The organism is Nocardia concava NBRC 100430 (assembly GCF_000308815.1).
Classification (GTDB): domain Bacteria; phylum Actinomycetota; class Actinomycetes; order Mycobacteriales; family Mycobacteriaceae; genus Nocardia; species Nocardia concava.
On sequence record NZ_BAFX01000139.1, the window covers coordinates 76,233 to 91,126 of the forward strand.

The 14,894-nt window shown below is 67.8% G+C and carries 15 protein-coding genes; 11 read left to right on the plus strand and 4 right to left on the minus strand.

Going from position 1 to position 14,894, the window contains the following annotated elements; translation table 11 throughout:
* Positions 1 to 99: 99 nt before the first annotated feature.
* Positions 100 to 1,617 (minus strand): ATP-dependent DNA ligase, encoded by a 1,518-nt coding sequence (locus tag ON43_RS32700; RefSeq protein ID WP_040813702.1) that lies wholly within the window; start codon positions 1,615 to 1,617, stop codon positions 100 to 102.
* 105 nt (positions 1,618 to 1,722) lie between these two features.
* On the opposite strand from ON43_RS32700, the gene ramB reads away from it, so the two are divergent.
* Positions 1,723 to 3,132, plus strand: coding sequence for an acetate metabolism transcriptional regulator RamB (gene ramB / locus ON43_RS32705; RefSeq protein WP_040813704.1), 1,410 nt, complete (start codon positions 1,723 to 1,725; stop codon positions 3,130 to 3,132).
* A gap of 10 nt (positions 3,133 to 3,142) precedes the next feature.
* On the opposite strand, the gene ON43_RS42915 is transcribed toward ramB, so the two are convergent.
* Positions 3,143 to 4,684, minus strand: a complete 1,542-nt coding sequence (locus ON43_RS42915) for a serine/threonine-protein kinase (protein ID WP_245568845.1) — start codon at positions 4,682 to 4,684, stop codon at positions 3,143 to 3,145.
* A gap of 147 nt (positions 4,685 to 4,831) precedes the next feature.
* Here ON43_RS42915 and ON43_RS32715 point away from each other — a divergent pair, with 147 nt between their 5' ends.
* The 8 genes from ON43_RS32715 (at position 4,832) to ON43_RS32750 (ending at position 12,082) form a co-directional block, all read left to right on the plus strand.
* Positions 4,832 to 5,455 (plus strand): DUF8020 domain-containing protein, encoded by a 624-nt coding sequence (locus ON43_RS32715; protein WP_040813705.1) that lies wholly within the window; start codon positions 4,832 to 4,834, stop codon positions 5,453 to 5,455.
* 331 nt (positions 5,456 to 5,786) lie between these two features.
* Entirely contained in the window at positions 5,787 to 7,022 is a 1,236-nt protein-coding gene (gene urtA / locus ON43_RS32720) for an urea ABC transporter substrate-binding protein (protein ID WP_040813706.1), read from the plus strand.
* 112 nt (positions 7,023 to 7,134) lie between these two features.
* Positions 7,135 to 8,019 (plus strand): urea ABC transporter permease subunit UrtB, encoded by an 885-nt coding sequence (gene urtB / locus ON43_RS32725; protein ID WP_040813707.1) that lies wholly within the window; start codon positions 7,135 to 7,137, stop codon positions 8,017 to 8,019.
* A complete protein-coding gene (gene urtC / locus ON43_RS32730) occupies positions 8,016 to 9,188 on the plus strand; it encodes an urea ABC transporter permease subunit UrtC (protein ID WP_051179549.1) in 1,173 nt (390 codons plus the stop codon). Before urtB ends, urtC begins: the two co-directional genes overlap by 4 nt.
* Positions 9,188 to 9,979, plus strand: a complete 792-nt coding sequence (gene urtD, locus ON43_RS32735) for an urea ABC transporter ATP-binding protein UrtD (RefSeq protein ID WP_157514268.1) — start codon at positions 9,188 to 9,190, stop codon at positions 9,977 to 9,979. The genes urtC and urtD overlap by 1 nt, the downstream gene beginning before the upstream one ends.
* A complete protein-coding gene (gene urtE / locus ON43_RS32740) occupies positions 9,963 to 10,655 on the plus strand; it encodes an urea ABC transporter ATP-binding subunit UrtE (RefSeq protein WP_040813708.1) in 693 nt (230 codons plus the stop codon). The genes urtD and urtE overlap by 17 nt, the downstream gene beginning before the upstream one ends.
* Positions 10,656 to 10,665: 10 nt before the next feature.
* The gene (locus tag ON43_RS32745; protein WP_040813709.1) at positions 10,666 to 11,487 is read left to right on the plus strand and encodes a GntR family transcriptional regulator; all 822 of its coding nucleotides are present in this window, start codon (positions 10,666 to 10,668) and stop codon (positions 11,485 to 11,487) included.
* A gap of 64 nt (positions 11,488 to 11,551) precedes the next feature.
* The gene (locus ON43_RS32750; protein ID WP_040813776.1) at positions 11,552 to 12,082 is read left to right on the plus strand and encodes a carboxymuconolactone decarboxylase family protein; all 531 of its coding nucleotides are present in this window, start codon (positions 11,552 to 11,554) and stop codon (positions 12,080 to 12,082) included.
* A 75-nt stretch (positions 12,083 to 12,157) separates the two neighbouring features.
* Here ON43_RS32750 and ON43_RS32755 read toward each other — a convergent pair whose 3' ends face one another.
* Together ON43_RS32755 and ON43_RS32760 are read right to left on the minus strand one after the other, a co-directional pair.
* Positions 12,158 to 12,823, minus strand: coding sequence for a GNAT family N-acetyltransferase (locus tag ON43_RS32755; protein ID WP_063712674.1), 666 nt, complete (start codon positions 12,821 to 12,823; stop codon positions 12,158 to 12,160).
* 102 nt (positions 12,824 to 12,925) lie between these two features.
* A complete protein-coding gene (locus tag ON43_RS32760) occupies positions 12,926 to 13,705 on the minus strand; it encodes a TetR/AcrR family transcriptional regulator (protein WP_040813710.1) in 780 nt (259 codons plus the stop codon).
* Between the two features lie 123 nt (positions 13,706 to 13,828).
* Between ON43_RS32760 and ON43_RS32765 the strand changes: the two genes are divergently transcribed.
* Positions 13,829 to 14,206: a VOC family protein gene (locus ON43_RS32765; protein WP_040813711.1), complete on the plus strand. Its 378-nt coding sequence runs from the start codon at positions 13,829 to 13,831 to the stop codon at positions 14,204 to 14,206.
* A 109-nt stretch (positions 14,207 to 14,315) separates the two neighbouring features.
* A complete protein-coding gene (locus ON43_RS32770) occupies positions 14,316 to 14,891 on the plus strand; it encodes a dihydrofolate reductase family protein (RefSeq protein ID WP_040813712.1) in 576 nt (191 codons plus the stop codon).
* Positions 14,892 to 14,894: the final 3 nt, after the last annotated feature.

Sequence of the window (14,894 nt, forward strand, 5' to 3'; positions counted from 1 at the left end):
GTCCGATCGGCCATCGACCTTTGAATCATGGGGCGAAAAGCTCGGAGCGTCCCTTATTCCAGCTGTGAATCCGCTGTGAGAGCGATCGACTTCGGGGATCTATTTCGTGCCGGGTAGTAGGGCGCGGATGGTGTCGATGGTGTCGGCGTCGGCGGGTTCCTTGTCGGGGCGGTAGCGGACCACGCGGGCGAAGCGGAGGGCTACGCCGCCGGAATAGCGGGGGCTGGTCTGGACGCCGTCGAGGGCGATCTCGACTACCAGTTCGGGGAAGAGGTAGACGGTGTTGGCGTCGCGTTCGCGTTCGTGACGCGGGAATTCGGCGGTCTGCCACTGCAATAGGGCGTCGGTGAGGCCCTTGAAGGTTTTGCCGACCATGATCGGGTCGCCGCCCTCCGGGTCGCGGGCGCCGAGGTGGAGGTTGGACAGGTAGCCGGTGCGGCGGCCGTAGCCCCATTCCGCGCCCAGGACGATGAGGTCGAGGGTGTGGGTGGGTTTGATCTTCTGCCAGGCGCGGCCGCGGCGGCCCGCGGCGTAGGGGGCGTCGAGGGATTTGATCATGATGCCCTCGTGGCCCGCGGCCAGAGCGCCGTCGAAGTATTCGGCGGCCGCCTCGGGGTCGGGGGTGATGAGGGCGGGAATGCTCAGGCCACCGGCCACTTCGGTGAGGGCCGCGCGGCGCTCGCGCAGGGGTGCGTCGAGCAGGTCGACGCCGTCGCGGTGCAGGCAGTCGAAGAAGTACGGGTGCAACAGCAGTTCCTGGGCGCCGGCCGCACCGAAACGGCTCATGGTCTCCTGGAATGGGCGGGGACGTCCGGAGTCGTTCAGCGCCAGGGTTTCTCCGTCGAGGACCACGCTGGTGCAGTCCAATTTCCGCACCAGATCCACCAATTCGGGCACGCTCGAGGTGATTTCGCGCAGCGTCCGGGTGAAGACCCACACCCGATCACCGTCCCGGTGCACCTGGATGCGCGCACCGTCCATCTTGTGCTCGACGCTGACCTCGCCACCGAATTCGGCCATGGCCTCGTCGAGCGTCGCGCCGGGCGAGGCCAGCATGGGCTGGATCGGCCGCCCGACCTCGAGCCGGAAGGCCTCCAGCGCCGCCACCCCGCCGGTCCGCGCCGCGACGGCCGTGACCGGCAGTCGCCCGGACAGCATGTGCGCCCGCCGCACCGCCGCGATCGGCACCGCGAAGGCGACCGCCACCGCCTCGGCGACGATCGCGGTCAGCGCGCCCTGCCGCATCTCCCCGGTCAGCAGCCGCAACAGGAAGTCGTGTTCGTCCTTCGTCGCGGCGCCGAACAGGGTCGCCAGCAATTCCTGCCGCCGCGCGGCCGACCCGCTGCCCGCGACCTCGCCGAGCTGATCGAAGGATTTGTCCACATCGTCCACGGACAGGGTCGGCGTGGCCGCTGACTCGACCGCGAGCGCGGTCAGCGTCCGCCAGCCGGTCCCGATCCGGCCCTGCAGAAGGTCACCGGACAACCACGCGACGACCTGCGCCAATTCCTCCGGCGCGGCCCGCTTCAGGAGCTCGGCGAAAATATTGATCTTGTTCTTCCGGGACGATGTCGCCCGGACACCCTGCGACGCCTCAACCACTTCGGACAAGAGCACTTCAGAACGGTAACCCCGCCCACCGACAGGATGTGACCCAAAGCTCAGCAGCGATGCTAATTCCGGCGTTGGCAAGCATGCTAATACGGCAATAAACTCGGTCGCATGGCCAAGACTTTCGTCGGCGCGCGGCTCCGCCAGCTGCGAACCGAACGCGGGCTGAGCCAGGTCTCCCTGGCCAAGAAGCTCGAGATCTCCGCGAGCTATCTGAATCAGATCGAACACGACGTGCGCCCGCTCACCGTACCGGTCCTGCTGCGCATCAGTGAAGTCTTCGGCGTCGACGCCGGCTTCTTCTCCTCCCAGGACGACACCCGGCTCATCGCCGAACTCCAGGAGGTCGTGATGGACCAGGAGCTCGGGGTGGAGGCCGACGCCCAGGAGATCGCCGAAATGGTCTCCGCGCATCCGGGTCTGGCGCGCGCCATGGTGAACATGCACCGCCGCTACCGGAATACGACCGCGCAACTGGCCGCCGCCACCGAGGACCGTTTCGCCGACGGCAGCGGTTCGGCGGCCATCTCCAAACCGCACGAGGAAGTGCGCGACTACTTCTATCAGCGGCAGAACTACATTCACGAATTGGATACCGCCGCCGAGGAACTCACCCACCGCATGCGATTCCACGGCGGTGACCTGAAACGCGAGATCCCGCGCCGCCTGGCCGACGCGCACGGCGTGCAGATCGTGGAGCGCATCGACCTGGGCGACGGCGTGCTGCACCGTTTCGATCCCGAACAGCGCCGCCTGGAAATCGCCCCGCATCTCTCCGGCGGTCAGCGGGTATTCAAGCTGGCGGCCGAGCTCGCCTATCTGGAATGCGGCGATCTGATCGAAAAGCTGGTGGCCGAGGGCAATTTCACCGGTCACGAATCGATCGTCCTGGCGAAACTGGGCCTGGCCAACTATTTCGCGGCCGCCACCGTGTTGCCGTACGCCCATTTCCACGAGGTGGCCGAGGATTTCCGCTACGACATCGAGCGGCTGTCGGCGTTCTTCACCCAGAGTTACGAGACCATCTGCCACCGGCTCTCGACGCTGCAGCGCCCGAAACTGCGCGGCGTCCCGTTCTCCTTCGTGCGCGTGGACCGCGCGGGCAATATGTCGAAACGCCAGTCCGCCACCGGTTTCCACTTCTCCTCCAGCGGCGGCACCTGCCCGCTGTGGAATGTCTACGAGACCTTCGCCTATCCGGCGAAGATCATGACCCAGATCGCCCAGATGCCCGACGGCCGCAAATACCTGTGGGTGGCCCGCACCGTCGAACGCCGCGCCACCCGCTACGGCGAGCCCAGCAAGACCTTCGCCATCGGCCTGGGCTGCGAACTGCGCCACGCGGGCCGCACGGTCTACGCCGACGGCCTGGACCTGAACGAGCCCAAGGCGACTCCGATCGGCGCGGGCTGCCGCGTCTGCGAGCGCTCGAACTGCCCGCAGCGTGCCTTCCCCCCGCTGGGCAAATCCCTCGATATCAGCGAGCACCGAAGTTCCATCTCGCCGTATGTGATTCAGTGATTCACCGCGGTCAGAACGGGGCGTCCTGCCACCACTGATCGCGGACCTCCTCGAAGGTGTGCCCGGGCCAGGAGATCTCGACCAGCGACTCCCGCATCCCCGGCGTGGTCCAGCCGTAGGTCGCCAGCGTGAACGGGGCGGCCGGATCCTTCGGCCGCTGTAGCACCATCGAGCCGAAGTTGTTCGCGATGTCCCGCTCGCCGTCGACCCGCACCGTGTGCGCGTCGAGGTAGCTGTCCACGTCCTGGCTGCGGTCGTATCGCGTGTACCAGATGGTGACGCCGTCCGGCTGGGTGCAGATGATCTGCCCGGTGGGTATCGGATCGCCGGCCATCGCCACCACCGTGCCGACCGCCGAGCAGCGGGCGCCGCGCCAGCCGGTCCCGGCCGGGTCGGCGGGTATGAGGCGCGGGTACTCGACGGCGAGCGAGTGGCGGTAGCCCCAGGGCATGGCGCGCGGCCCGGCCGGGCGCAGGAACTTCCAATAGACCCCGGCCGCACCGATTCCGGCGACGGCCACCAATGCCAGCGCCAGCAGTAACACCGATGCCGTCCGCCAGCGCGAAGACACCTGCGCCGGAACAGGATTCGCGGGCGGAGTGAGGGCAGGATTCCAGAGCGTCGGCGGCGGGGGCGGCGCGACCGGGGGCTGCGGAATGCGAACGACGGTGGCCGCCGGGACGTTCGGTGATTCACCCGTGAAGGCGTGGTGCTCGCCCGTGAGGGCGAGGTGCGCGGCAGCGGCGAGTTCGGAACAGGTGCCGAACCGGTCCTCCGGCCGCTTGGCCATGGCCCGGGCGATCACCGTGTCGATCGCCGGTCCCAGCCGCGGAACCGCGGCGCTCGCCGACGGCACGGCCTGCGTCAGATGCGCCGCCACCATGGCTCCCGGATTGGTCGCCGCGAACGGCGCGTGCCCGGTGAGCAGCGCGTACAGCGTGCAGCCGAGCGCGTACTGATCGGCGCGATGATCCACCGGCCGATCCGAAAGCTGTTCCGGCGCGGCATAGGCCAGCGTGGCCAGCAGTTCCCCGGTCCGGGTCAGCTGCTGCTGATCGTCACGGAGCCGGGCGATGCCGAAGTCGCCGAGCAGGACTCGGTCGCCGTCGCGACCGCGGGTCAGCAGGATATTGGCGGGCTTCACATCCCGGTGCAGGACGCCGCGCCCGTGCGCGTAATCGAGTGCGTCCGCGGTCTGTTCGATGATCCGCACCGCCCGCCGCGGGTCCAGCGGCTCACCCGCGAAACCCGACGCGTCGGGGCCGTCGACATACTGCATGGAAATCCACAGCTGCCCCGCCTCGACCCCGCGATCCAGCACGGCGACGATATTCGGATGGTCCAGGCGGGCGGCCACATCGGCCTCGCGTTCGAAACGCCGGCGCACCTCGTCATCGGCGTAGAGGTCGCGGTTCAGCAGTTTCAGCGCGACCGATCGGGGCAGGCGCGGGTGCCCCGCCAGATAGACGGTGCCCATTCCGCCGCGGCCGAGCAGCCGTTCGATCCGATACCCCGCGAACACCGTCCCCGAAACGAGCCCCGCCCCATCCACAGTCGAACCTCTCACACCTACCGACAATTCGGATTCACCCTACGGAGCGCAGCGTCGCCGCGCCGCATCCGGCCGCGCATCGGGTGACGGATTCGGTGGCCTATTCGATGGGCAAACGGCGGCGTAATCCCGGACGAACATGATCATGTGAAAATCAGAAAGCTGGTCGCCACGGCCGGACTCACCATTGCCGCCATGACGATCACGGGGGGCGTTTCCCACGCCGCGCCGGAGCCCACCGCGCCCGACGCGCTCTCGATCACCCAGCTGTCCGGGGACGAGAGCGGAATCCATTACGACACGGTCCGTTCCGACGCGAACAAGACCGTCACCACCACACTGTCCGGCGGCACCTTCGCGCTCACCGACGCGGGTGTGCAGGTGCTGGACGCGAGCGGTGCGGTCACCTCCACCGTGCCGCTGACCATCACCGACGGCGTGAACATGATCGCGCTGAACCCGTCGATCCTGGACGGCGGCGCCAAGCTGGTGGCCCAGCCGGTCTTCGAGCCGGTGTACTTCTCCTGCTCGCCCAGCTCGCCGCGGTCGCGGAGCATCCAGACCGGCCTGGGTCTGGTCGGCGCCCTCGGCGCGCTGGCCGGCGGCATCCTCGGCTTCGGCATCGCGATCGCGACCATGGGCCTGGGCCTCATCGTGGTCCCGTTCACCGCGATCATCGGCGCGGTGATCGGCGGCGCCATCGGTGCGGCGGCGGGTGCGGCCGTGCCGAATTCGGATGCGCAGGACGCCTGGGAGTGCACCGGTCCTTAACCGATCTCACCTCGCGGCTCGGGCCGGTGTCAGCCTCCGCTGGCACCGGCCCGAGCCGCTTTTCATGCCCTGATCTGCGACGATCCGAGAACCCGCCGGTCGTATCCCGTTGCCGTGAGCGAAAATTCACACCCCGGAAACCTGAGAAATCGGGCATTCATCGAGAGACATTCCCGCGCAACACTTCCCGTTTACCGTTCCGTCTCACGAATACAACCGTTGTATACGCGGCGGTATTCGCAAGCGGCGCATGTGGCGTCGCCGAACATCGTGAAGTGAAGGATCCGCCCCCATGCACGACTCTTCCCGCCGGGACAGGGCTTCCCGCCTGATGAAGGCGATCACCATCCCCACCGCACTGGCGCTGTCCGCCGTCATGGTCGCCGGTTGTGGTTCGCGTGACAGCGATTCCGCGTCCGGTTCCAATGCCAAGTCCTGCGTGGACACCTCCAAGGACACCATCAAGATCGGCTCGCTACATTCGCTGACCGGCACCATGGCCATCAGCGAGGTCACCGTGGCCAATGCCACCAAGCTGGCGGTCGACCAGATCAATGCCGCCGGCGGCGTCATGGGCAAGAAGCTCGAGATCGTGCTCGAGGACGGCGCCTCCGACCCGAAGACCTTCGCGGAGAAGGCCGAGAAGCTGATCAGCTCGGACTGCGTGGCCGCGGTCTTCGGCGGCTGGACCTCGGCATCGCGCAAGGCCATGAAGCCCAAGTTCGAATCGCTGAACTCGCTGCTGTACTACCCCGTCCAGTACGAGGGCCTGGAAGATTCCAAGAACATCTTCTACACCGGCGCGACCACCAACCAGCAGATCATCCCGGCGCTGGACTACCTGAAGCAGAAGGGCATCACCTCCCTCTACCTGGTGGGCTCGGACTACGTCTTCCCGCAGACCGCCAACCGTGAGATCAAGGCCTACGCCAAGGCCAACGGCATCGAGATCAAGGGCGAGGACTACGCGCCGCTGGGCTCGACGGACTTCTCCACGATCGTCAACAAGGTGCGCAGCTCCAAGGCGGGCGCGGTCTTCAACACCCTCAACGGCGACTCCAATGTGGCCTTCTTCCGCGAGTACGCCAACGCGGGCCTGAAAGCCGCTGACATGCCGGTGGTCTCGGTGTCCATCGCCGAGGAAGAGGTCGGCGGCGTCGGCGTGCAGAACGTCGCGGGCCAGCTGACCGCCTGGAACTACTACCAGACCGTCGACACCCCGCAGAACAAGGCGTTCGTCTCCGCCTACAAGGCCGCCTACGGCGCGGGCAAGCCCACCTCCGACCCGATGGAGGCCGCCTACACCTCGGTCTTCCTGTGGAAGAACACCGTCGAGAAGGCGAAGTCGTTCGCGGTGGCCGACATTCAGAAGTCCGCCGACGGCGTCAGCTTCGACGCGCCGGAGGGCACCGTCACCATCGACGGCTCCAACCACCACATCACCAAGACGGCGCGCATCGGTGAGATCCACCCCGACGGCCTGATCTACACCGTGTGGGACTCCGGCAAGGCGGTCGCTCCGGACCCGTACCTGAAGAACTACGACTGGGCCAAGGGCCTCAAGTAACCTCGGCGGCCGCCGATGAGGGGCGGCTGGTGCGGTACCGCGCGATCTCTCACGACGCGGCCGCACCAGCCGTACGGCGTTCTCCACCAATAGAACTCAAGAGGTACAGAACATGGACGTCGCTGTCGGACAGCTGTTCACGGGTTTGAGTCTGGGCTCGATCCTGCTGCTCGCCGCGTTGGGGCTGTCGCTCACCTTCGGTCAGATGGGCGTCATCAATATGGCGCACGGCGAATTCATCATGGCCGGTTGTTACACGACTTATGTTGTGGAGCAGCTGATCTCGGCGACGGGCGTGGCGCTGATCGTGTCGCTGTTCGTCGGCTTCCTGGTCGGCGGCCTGCTGGGCGCGGCCCTGGAGATGGGGCTCATCCGCTGGATGTACGACCGGCCGCTGGACACCCTGCTGGTCACCTTCGGTGTCGGCCTGGTGCTGCAGCAGGCGGTACGCGACATCTTCGGCGCGCCCGCCAAGAACGTGGTCGCCCCGGACTGGCTGACCGGCGGCCTCACCATCGCGGGCACCGTGGTGCCCAAGACCCGCATCTTCATCATGGTGCTGGCCGTGGTGGCGGTGATCGCGCTGGCCACCGCGCTCAAGACAACGCCGCTGGGCCGTCGCATCCGGGCCGTGGTGCAGAACCGCAGCCTGGCCGAAACCTCCGGCGTCTCTTCACGTCTCACCGATATCAGCACCTTCTTCATCGGCTCCGGCCTGGCGGCCGTGGCCGGGGTGGCGCTCACGCTGATCGGCTCCACCAGCCCCACCATCGGGCAGTCGTATCTGGTGGACGCCTTCCTGGTGGTCGTCATCGGCGGCCTCGGGCAGATCAAGGGCACCGTCATCGCGGCCTTCGCCATGGGCCTGCTGAATTCGTTCGTCGAGTACTCGACCACCGCGACGGTCGCCAAGGTGATCGTCTTCATCGTGGTCGTGATCTTCCTGCAGGCGCGCCCGCAGGGTCTGTTCACCGTCCGGACGAGGAGTCTGGCATGACCGTCATTCAGCGCCTCAGCGGCAACTCTTCCCTGAAAGCCTTGGGCGGCTTCGCGATTGCCGCCGTCGTCCTGTTCGTCCTCGCGCCGGCCGTGCTCAGCGATTTCCGGCTGAGCCTGCTGGCCAAGTTCCTCTGCTTCGCCATCGTGGCCGTCGGCATCGGCCTGGCCTGGGGCCGGGGCGGCATGCTCACCCTCGGCCAGGGCGTGTTCTTCGGCATCGGCGCGTACATCATGGCCATGCACATGCAGATGGCCGACGCCGCCAAGGCGCACGAGGATGTGCCGGAGTTCATGGTGATCGCGGGCGTCCCCGAATTGCCTTCCTACTGGCAGCCTTTCGCCTCCGCGCCGGTCGCGATCCTGGGCATTCTGGTGCTGCCCGCGGCCATCGCGGCCGTGCTCGGCTTCGGCGTCTTCAAGCGCCGGGTCAAGGGCGCGTACTTCGCCATCCTGAGCCAGGCGCTGGCCGCGGCGCTGGCGATCCTGCTCACCGGGCAGCAGACCATCGGTGGCTTCACCGGATTGAGCGACTTCCGATCGTTCTTCGGCTTCCGCCTGGACGATCCGGTGAACCGGCGCATGCTGTTCTTCATCGCGGCCGCGACGCTGCTGATCGTGGTGGCCGTGGCGCGCCAGCTCATGCGCAGCCGGTACGGCGAACTCCTTGTCGCCGTGCGTGATCAGGAGGAGCGGGTGCGCTTCCTGGGCTACGACCCGGCCAATATCAAGATCGTCGCCTATGTGGTGGCCGCGTTCTTCGCGGGCATCGCGGGGGCGCTGTTCACCCCGATCGTCGGCATCATCTCCCCCGCCGATATCGGTGTGGTGCCGTCCATCGCGTTCCTGATCGGCGTCGCCATCGGCGGCCGCACCACCCTGCTCGGGCCGGTGCTGGGCGCGGTCGGCGTGGCCTGGGCGCAGACCACGTTCTCGGAGAACTTCCCGTCGGCGTGGACGTATTTCCAGGGTGCGCTGTTCATCGTCGTGGTCGGGTTCATTCCGGCCGGGCTGGCCGGATTCGGGCCCATGGCAAGGCAATTGCTGGAGCGGGTGCGGCCCGGCAAGGGGGCTCCCGTCGAAGCCCCGGCGGCACCGGTCGAATCGGCCGAGACCACCGAGGTAGTCGAGGAGCAGTCCGCCGAGGTCGAGGAGAAGGTGGAAGCCTGATGGCCGAGTATCTCGAAATCAGCAAGCTGTCGGTCAGTTTCGACGGTTTCAAGGCCGTCACCGACGTCGATCTCACCGTCCTGTCCGGCGATCTGCGGTTCCTCATCGGACCCAATGGCGCGGGCAAGACCACCCTGATCGACGCCATCACCGGCCTCACCCCGGCCACCGGTTCGGCCCGCAAGAGCGGCACCGAACTCATCGGCCGCAAGGTGCACCAGATCGCTCGGCTGGGCGTGGGCCGCACCTTCCAGACCGCGAGCGTGTTCGAGCAGCTCACGGTGTTGCAGAACCTCGATATCGCCGCCGGCGCGGGGCGTTCCGCCTTCACGCTGCTGCGCAGCCGCAAGTCGGTGCTGCCCGCCATCGAGGAGGCGCTGGAGATCACCGGCCTCACCGCGCTGCGCGACAAGCCCGCCGGGGTGCTCGCGCACGGGCAGAAGCAGTGGCTCGAGATCGGCATGCTGCTGGTGCAGAACGCCTCGGTGCTGCTGCTGGACGAGCCGGTCGCGGGCATGAGCGCCGAGGAGCGCGAGGAGACCGGAAACCTGTTGCGCCGCATCGGGTCCGAGCGCGTGGTCATCGTCGTCGAGCACGATATGGACTTCATGCGCGCGTTCGCGAACTCGGTGACGGTGCTGGCCGGCGGCAAGGTCCTCAGCGAGGGCAGCGTCGAGGCCGTGCAGGCCGATCCCAAGGTGCAGGAGGTCTACCTCGGCACTGCCGCGGCGGGCGAACTACCGCCGAGCACCGACCAACAAGAGGAGGCCGCGCATGCTGGAGCTCAGTGACCTACACACCGGCTACGGCCGGACCGAGGTGATTCACGGTGTGTCCCTGACGGTTCCGGAGAACGGCGTCGCGGCCATCATGGGCCACAACGGGGCCGGCAAGACCTCGCTGCTGCGCGCGGCGGTGGGGCTGCTGCCCGCCAAATCCGGAAAGATCCGATTCGACGGCGACGACATCACCAAGCTGTCCCCGTCACGGCGAGTCAAGCGCGGCATCGCCTACGTCCCGCAGGGGCAGCAGAGTTTTCCACAGCTGTCCACAATGGAGAACCTGCAGGTGGTCGCCGACGGCCGGGCCCGCGGCAAGGAACTCATCGCCGAATCGCTGGACCTGTTCCCCGCGCTGCGAGAGCTGTTGTCCCGCAAGGCCGGACTGCTCTCCGGCGGCCAGCGCCAGCAGCTGGCCATCGCCCGCGCCCTCATCACCGAGCCGAAGCTGCTGATCCTCGACGAGCCGACCGAGGGCATCCAGCCGTCGGTGGTCGCCGAGATCGAGCGCACCATCATCGAGCTCACCGAACGCGGCGGATTGAGCGTGCTGCTGGTGGAGCAGCACATCGGTTTCGCCCTGCAGGCCGCGCAGCAGTTCTACGTGCTGCGCTCGGGCCGCATCACCTCCTCGGGGGCGGGCGGCGCGGGCGCGGAATCCGCGGTGCGCCTGGCCATGGCGATCTGATCGGACACACGTGAACGCGCGCAGGGGGCGTATTCCGTTGTCCGAGCGGGTCTACCGATCCCTCCAGCGCGATCTCGCGGCCGGGGTGCTGGTGCCGACCGAACGCCTCGGCGAGGAACGCCTCGCCGAGTCCTACGGCGTCTCCCGCACCCCCGTCCGCGAGGCGCTGGCCCGGCTCTACGCCGACGGACTGCTGGAACGCCATTCCGACGGGCTCTACCCGTACCGCCCCCGGGTCGATGAGCTCGGCGACCTCTACGAACTCCGAATCGTGCTGGAGGCCAGGGGAATTCAGCGGCTACAGGCCACCCCGTCCAGCCCGCCCGAGCCGCTGACCCTGGCAGCCAGACCGGTTTCACCCGGCCCCCGACCCGATTCTCCCCACTCCGAGTCCGCGGATTCCACGACGGCGTCGCTGGCCTCGGCGCTGCCCACGGCCACGCTGCACGATATGACCGCGGTCAAGCGCGAACTCGAGACCTGGCGGCGGATTCGCGAGCATCCGCCGGAACCCGGCGCCGCATTGATCACGGCCGATGAGCAATTCCACGCGACCCTGCTGCTGGCGGCCGGGAATTCCGCGCTGGCAGATGCCCTTTCCGCGGTGCAGGCCCGCGTCCGCCCGGTCCGCGCCCTCGACATGCCCACGCCCGAACGCATTGCCGCCATGGCCGAGGACCACATCGCCATCGCCGAATTCCTGCTGGCCGGCGATCTCGACACCGCCCTGCGCACCCTGCTGGCCCACCTGACCAGCTCGCGCGCCCACGTGCTGACCCGCGCCCGCCGCGCGCTCGAGCTCACCAAACTCGCACAGGCCGTGCGGGAATGAACCGCTCCCGCGCGCTGGCCTGGCGGGTGACTGGGACAGGGTGTTGACTGGTCCCATGGTGTCGATGAAGCCACGCATTGCCCCGGGTCGCCTGCGCGAGCTGGGGCCGGTGAACTGGGTTGTCTGGCAAGCGCTCTCGCGCGCGGCGGGCACGGATGACGCGCATCTGTTCAGCACGCTGGGCCGGACCGGTGGGCTGTTCCGGGGCTGGCTGCACTTCTCCGGGCGGCTCATGCCCGGCGGCAAGCTGCGCCGGTACGAGTCCGAGCTGGTCATCATCCGTGTCGCGCACCTGCGGCAATGCGAATACGAGATGGACCATCACATTCGGCTGGGCCGGCGCGCGGGCGTCACCGCCGAGATCCTGGACCGGATCAAGGAGGGTCCGGCCGCCGCGGGCTGGACCGCTCAGGAGCGCGCCCTGCTCTCCGCCGTCGACGAACTCGTCACCACCCGCGATCTCGACGACGCCACCTGGCAGGCTCTGGCCGCCCACTACGACGAACGCCACCTCATCGAAATCGTGCTGCTCACCAACCAATACGAGGGCCTGGCCAGCACCATCACCGCCCTCCGCATCCAAACCGACCACTGACCGCTCCGCCGAGTGGCACACCGGCGAGGGGATCTGCCCGAATTCCACTCAGTGGTGTGCCACTCGGCGATGAGGTCAGCGGGGGAGGCGGTGGACCGGCTGGGTGGCGATTTCGGGGATCGGCGCGGAATCGGGGAGGTGGTGGGAGAAGGCGGGTTCGGCGGGATGCGCGAGACGGGCGTGCAGGTGCATGTCGTGCCAGCCGTCGGCGTGCAGGCCCGCGCTGCGGTTGATGCCCTCCAGGACGAAGCCGGATTTGTGTGCGACCCGGCAGGATTGGGCGTTGTGCACCGAATGGCGCAGTTCCAGGCGGTGAAAGCCCGCCACCTCGAAGGCCCAGGTCACCAGGGCGTCCACCGCGCGGGGCGCGATGCCGCGGCCGCGGGCGGCGGGGACCACCCAGTAGGCGATTTCGGCCTCGCCGTGCCAGAGCTCCATGTGGTGCAGGGAGGCGCGGCCCATCAGGCGGCCGGTACGGCTGTCGGCGACAGCCCAATTCGCGGCGCTGCCGCCGGTCCAGGAGCGCGCCCAGGAGTCGACCCAGTCGCCCGCTTCCTCGATGGTGTCGGCGGTGCGCACATGCCAGCGGCGGATGGCCGGATCCTGGAAGGCGAGATACACCTCGGGCCCGTCGCGGCGCAGCCACGGGCGCAGCACCAGGCCGTCGCCCACGGGGAGCACCGGCTGCGCTGCCCGCGTGAAGGTTTCGGCGGCAACGATTGCCGGGGCTGCTCGCGGCATAGCTGGAATTCTGCCCGCGATCGAGGCATCCGCGCGGCGAAATTGAGACCATCGTCCCGATCGGTCTGTGCCGCGCGAATTGTCCGCGCGGTCAAACAACGCTCAGGGCCTGCGGTTTTCGATCAAAACCGCCAAACCGTCCAGCACCCGCGACAGCCCGAACTCGTAGGCGTGGTCGGCGCTGTATGCACTGTCGTGCGCCTGCCCGGCAACCGCGCCGACCCGGGCCGCCAGGGGGTAGCGGTCGGCATCGAAGACCCGGGCGAGCAAGGGGGCGGCGCGCTCCCACCAGTCCTGATCGGACTGCCCGCTCTCGGCCGCGGCCCGCGCGGTGTCGATGGCGAGCTGGGCGGTCGAGGTCACGAAGCCCAGCACGTAGGTGAGCGCGGCGTCCATCTCGAGGTCGTCGAGGCCCAGACCGTCGAAGGCGCGCAGCTCGTGGTCGTATTTCGCGGCCACGCCCGGACCCAGCGGCGGTCGCGTGGTCGGCAGGTACGCGACCCACGGATGCGCGGCCAGTAGTTCGCGATTCTCGGCGGCGATCGTGGAAACCCTTTCCCGCCAGGGCATTCCGCTCAGATCGTGGCGCGGCATGCGCTGGTAGACGGTGTCGAGCATGAGGTCCAGCAGTTCGGATTTGCCGGGCACATAGGTGTAGGTGGCCATGGGCGTGATGCCCAGCTTGGCCGCCACCGACCGCATGGTGAGCGCGCCCAGCCCCTCGGCGTCGGCGATCTCCAGCGCGGCCGCGATGACGGCGTCCAGCGTGGTGCGCTGTTTGGGTCCGCGCGTCGGCGCTCCGGATCCCGGCACCCGCCACAGCAGTTCCAGCGTGCGCACCGGGTCGCCCGCGCTGCTGCGTTCCCCGCCTTTTCCGGCCATTCGGCTCACCTCCGCCGCCGATCGTATCGATGTGACGGTCCTCACTTTGCGTCCCGTCGGGAATTTACGTACAAAGTATAGCGTACTTAGTACAGAGTTATTCGGCACTACCCAGGAGGACCCTTGAACATCACCGCTTCCGCCATCTCCCTGAACGTGTCCGACCCGGCCGCCTCCGCGAAGTTCCTCATCGACCACTTCGGCTTCGCCGAGAAGATGTCGGCCGACGGCTTCGTGAACGTCACCCGCGCGGACGCCGGATTCGACGTCATCTACCTGCGCACCGGCCTCGGCAGCTTCAAGCCGGAGCGCATCGCGGGCAGCGCCGGCGAGGGTGTGCTGGTCGTCTTCGTCGTCGACGACATCGATGGCGAATACGACCGGGTTCGGAAGGAGGGCGTCCAGATCGTGACGCCCATCGAGACCGAGCCGTGGGGCGAGCGCTATTTCCAGACCCTCGACCCCAACGGCATCGTCGTCCAACTGGTCCAGTGGGTCTGATCGGCAACCGCTGAAAAAAGTTTTCGCCGAGTGTGTCGATTTCCGGCAACCCCGTTCGAGGAGTAGGTGAGGACCACCCAGGGTCCACGACTCGACGGAAGGAAATCCGATGCGCAAGGTAGTCGCTTTCGCACACATGTCGCTCGACGGTTTCGCGGCCTCCGACACCGGGATGGGCTTGGAATGGACGGCCCACGGCTACAGCCCGGACCTCGCCGAATTCCATGACCGGCACATTCGCGCCGATGTGGGCAGCACGGTGTACGGCCGCAAGACCTTCGAGGGCATGCGCGACCACTGGTCGACGATCCCGGACAATCCGGAGGCCACCGCCCACGATCTCGAACACGCCGCCTGGGTCACCCAGGTCGACAAGCTCGTCTTCTCGACCACGCTCGAGGAGCCGGGCTGGAACAACACCCGCGTCATCGGCAAGGACGCGGCGGCCCGGATCGCGGAATTGAAGGCGGAAGACGGCGGCGCGCTGGTCATCTACGGCAGCCCCACCCTGGTGCACTGGTTCGCCGACGCCGGGCTCATCGACGAGTACCGCCTGGTCATCCACCCGATCACGATCGGCGCGGGCACCCCGCTGTTCCCGGCCAAGTTCGAGACCAAGCTGACCCTGCTGGAGACGAAATCCTTCGACTCCGGCGCTGTTTACGTCCGCTACGCGGTCGCCTAGAGA

Excerpts from the sequence above, each read along its gene's own strand:
- ON43_RS32755 (WP_063712674.1), bottom strand. The coding sequence starts at position 12,823 with ATGCCGCGAGCAGCCCCGGCAATCGTTGCCGCCGAAACCTTCACGCGG.
- urtE (WP_040813708.1), top strand. The coding sequence starts at position 9,963 with ATGCTGGAGCTCAGTGACCTACACACCGGCTACGGCCGGACCGAGGTG.
- urtC (WP_051179549.1), top strand. The coding sequence starts at position 8,016 with ATGACCGTCATTCAGCGCCTCAGCGGCAACTCTTCCCTGAAAGCCTTG.
- ramB (WP_040813704.1), top strand. The coding sequence starts at position 1,723 with ATGGCCAAGACTTTCGTCGGCGCGCGGCTCCGCCAGCTGCGAACCGAA.
- urtA (WP_040813706.1), top strand. The coding sequence starts at position 5,787 with ATGAAGGCGATCACCATCCCCACCGCACTGGCGCTGTCCGCCGTCATG.
- urtD (WP_157514268.1), top strand. The coding sequence starts at position 9,188 with ATGGCCGAGTATCTCGAAATCAGCAAGCTGTCGGTCAGTTTCGACGGT.
- ON43_RS32770 (WP_040813712.1), top strand. The coding sequence starts at position 14,316 with ATGCGCAAGGTAGTCGCTTTCGCACACATGTCGCTCGACGGTTTCGCG.
- ON43_RS32760 (WP_040813710.1), bottom strand. The coding sequence starts at position 13,705 with ATGGCCGGAAAAGGCGGGGAACGCAGCAGCGCGGGCGACCCGGTGCGC.
- urtB (WP_040813707.1), top strand. The coding sequence starts at position 7,135 with ATGGACGTCGCTGTCGGACAGCTGTTCACGGGTTTGAGTCTGGGCTCG.
- ON43_RS32750 (WP_040813776.1), top strand. The coding sequence starts at position 11,552 with ATGAAGCCACGCATTGCCCCGGGTCGCCTGCGCGAGCTGGGGCCGGTG.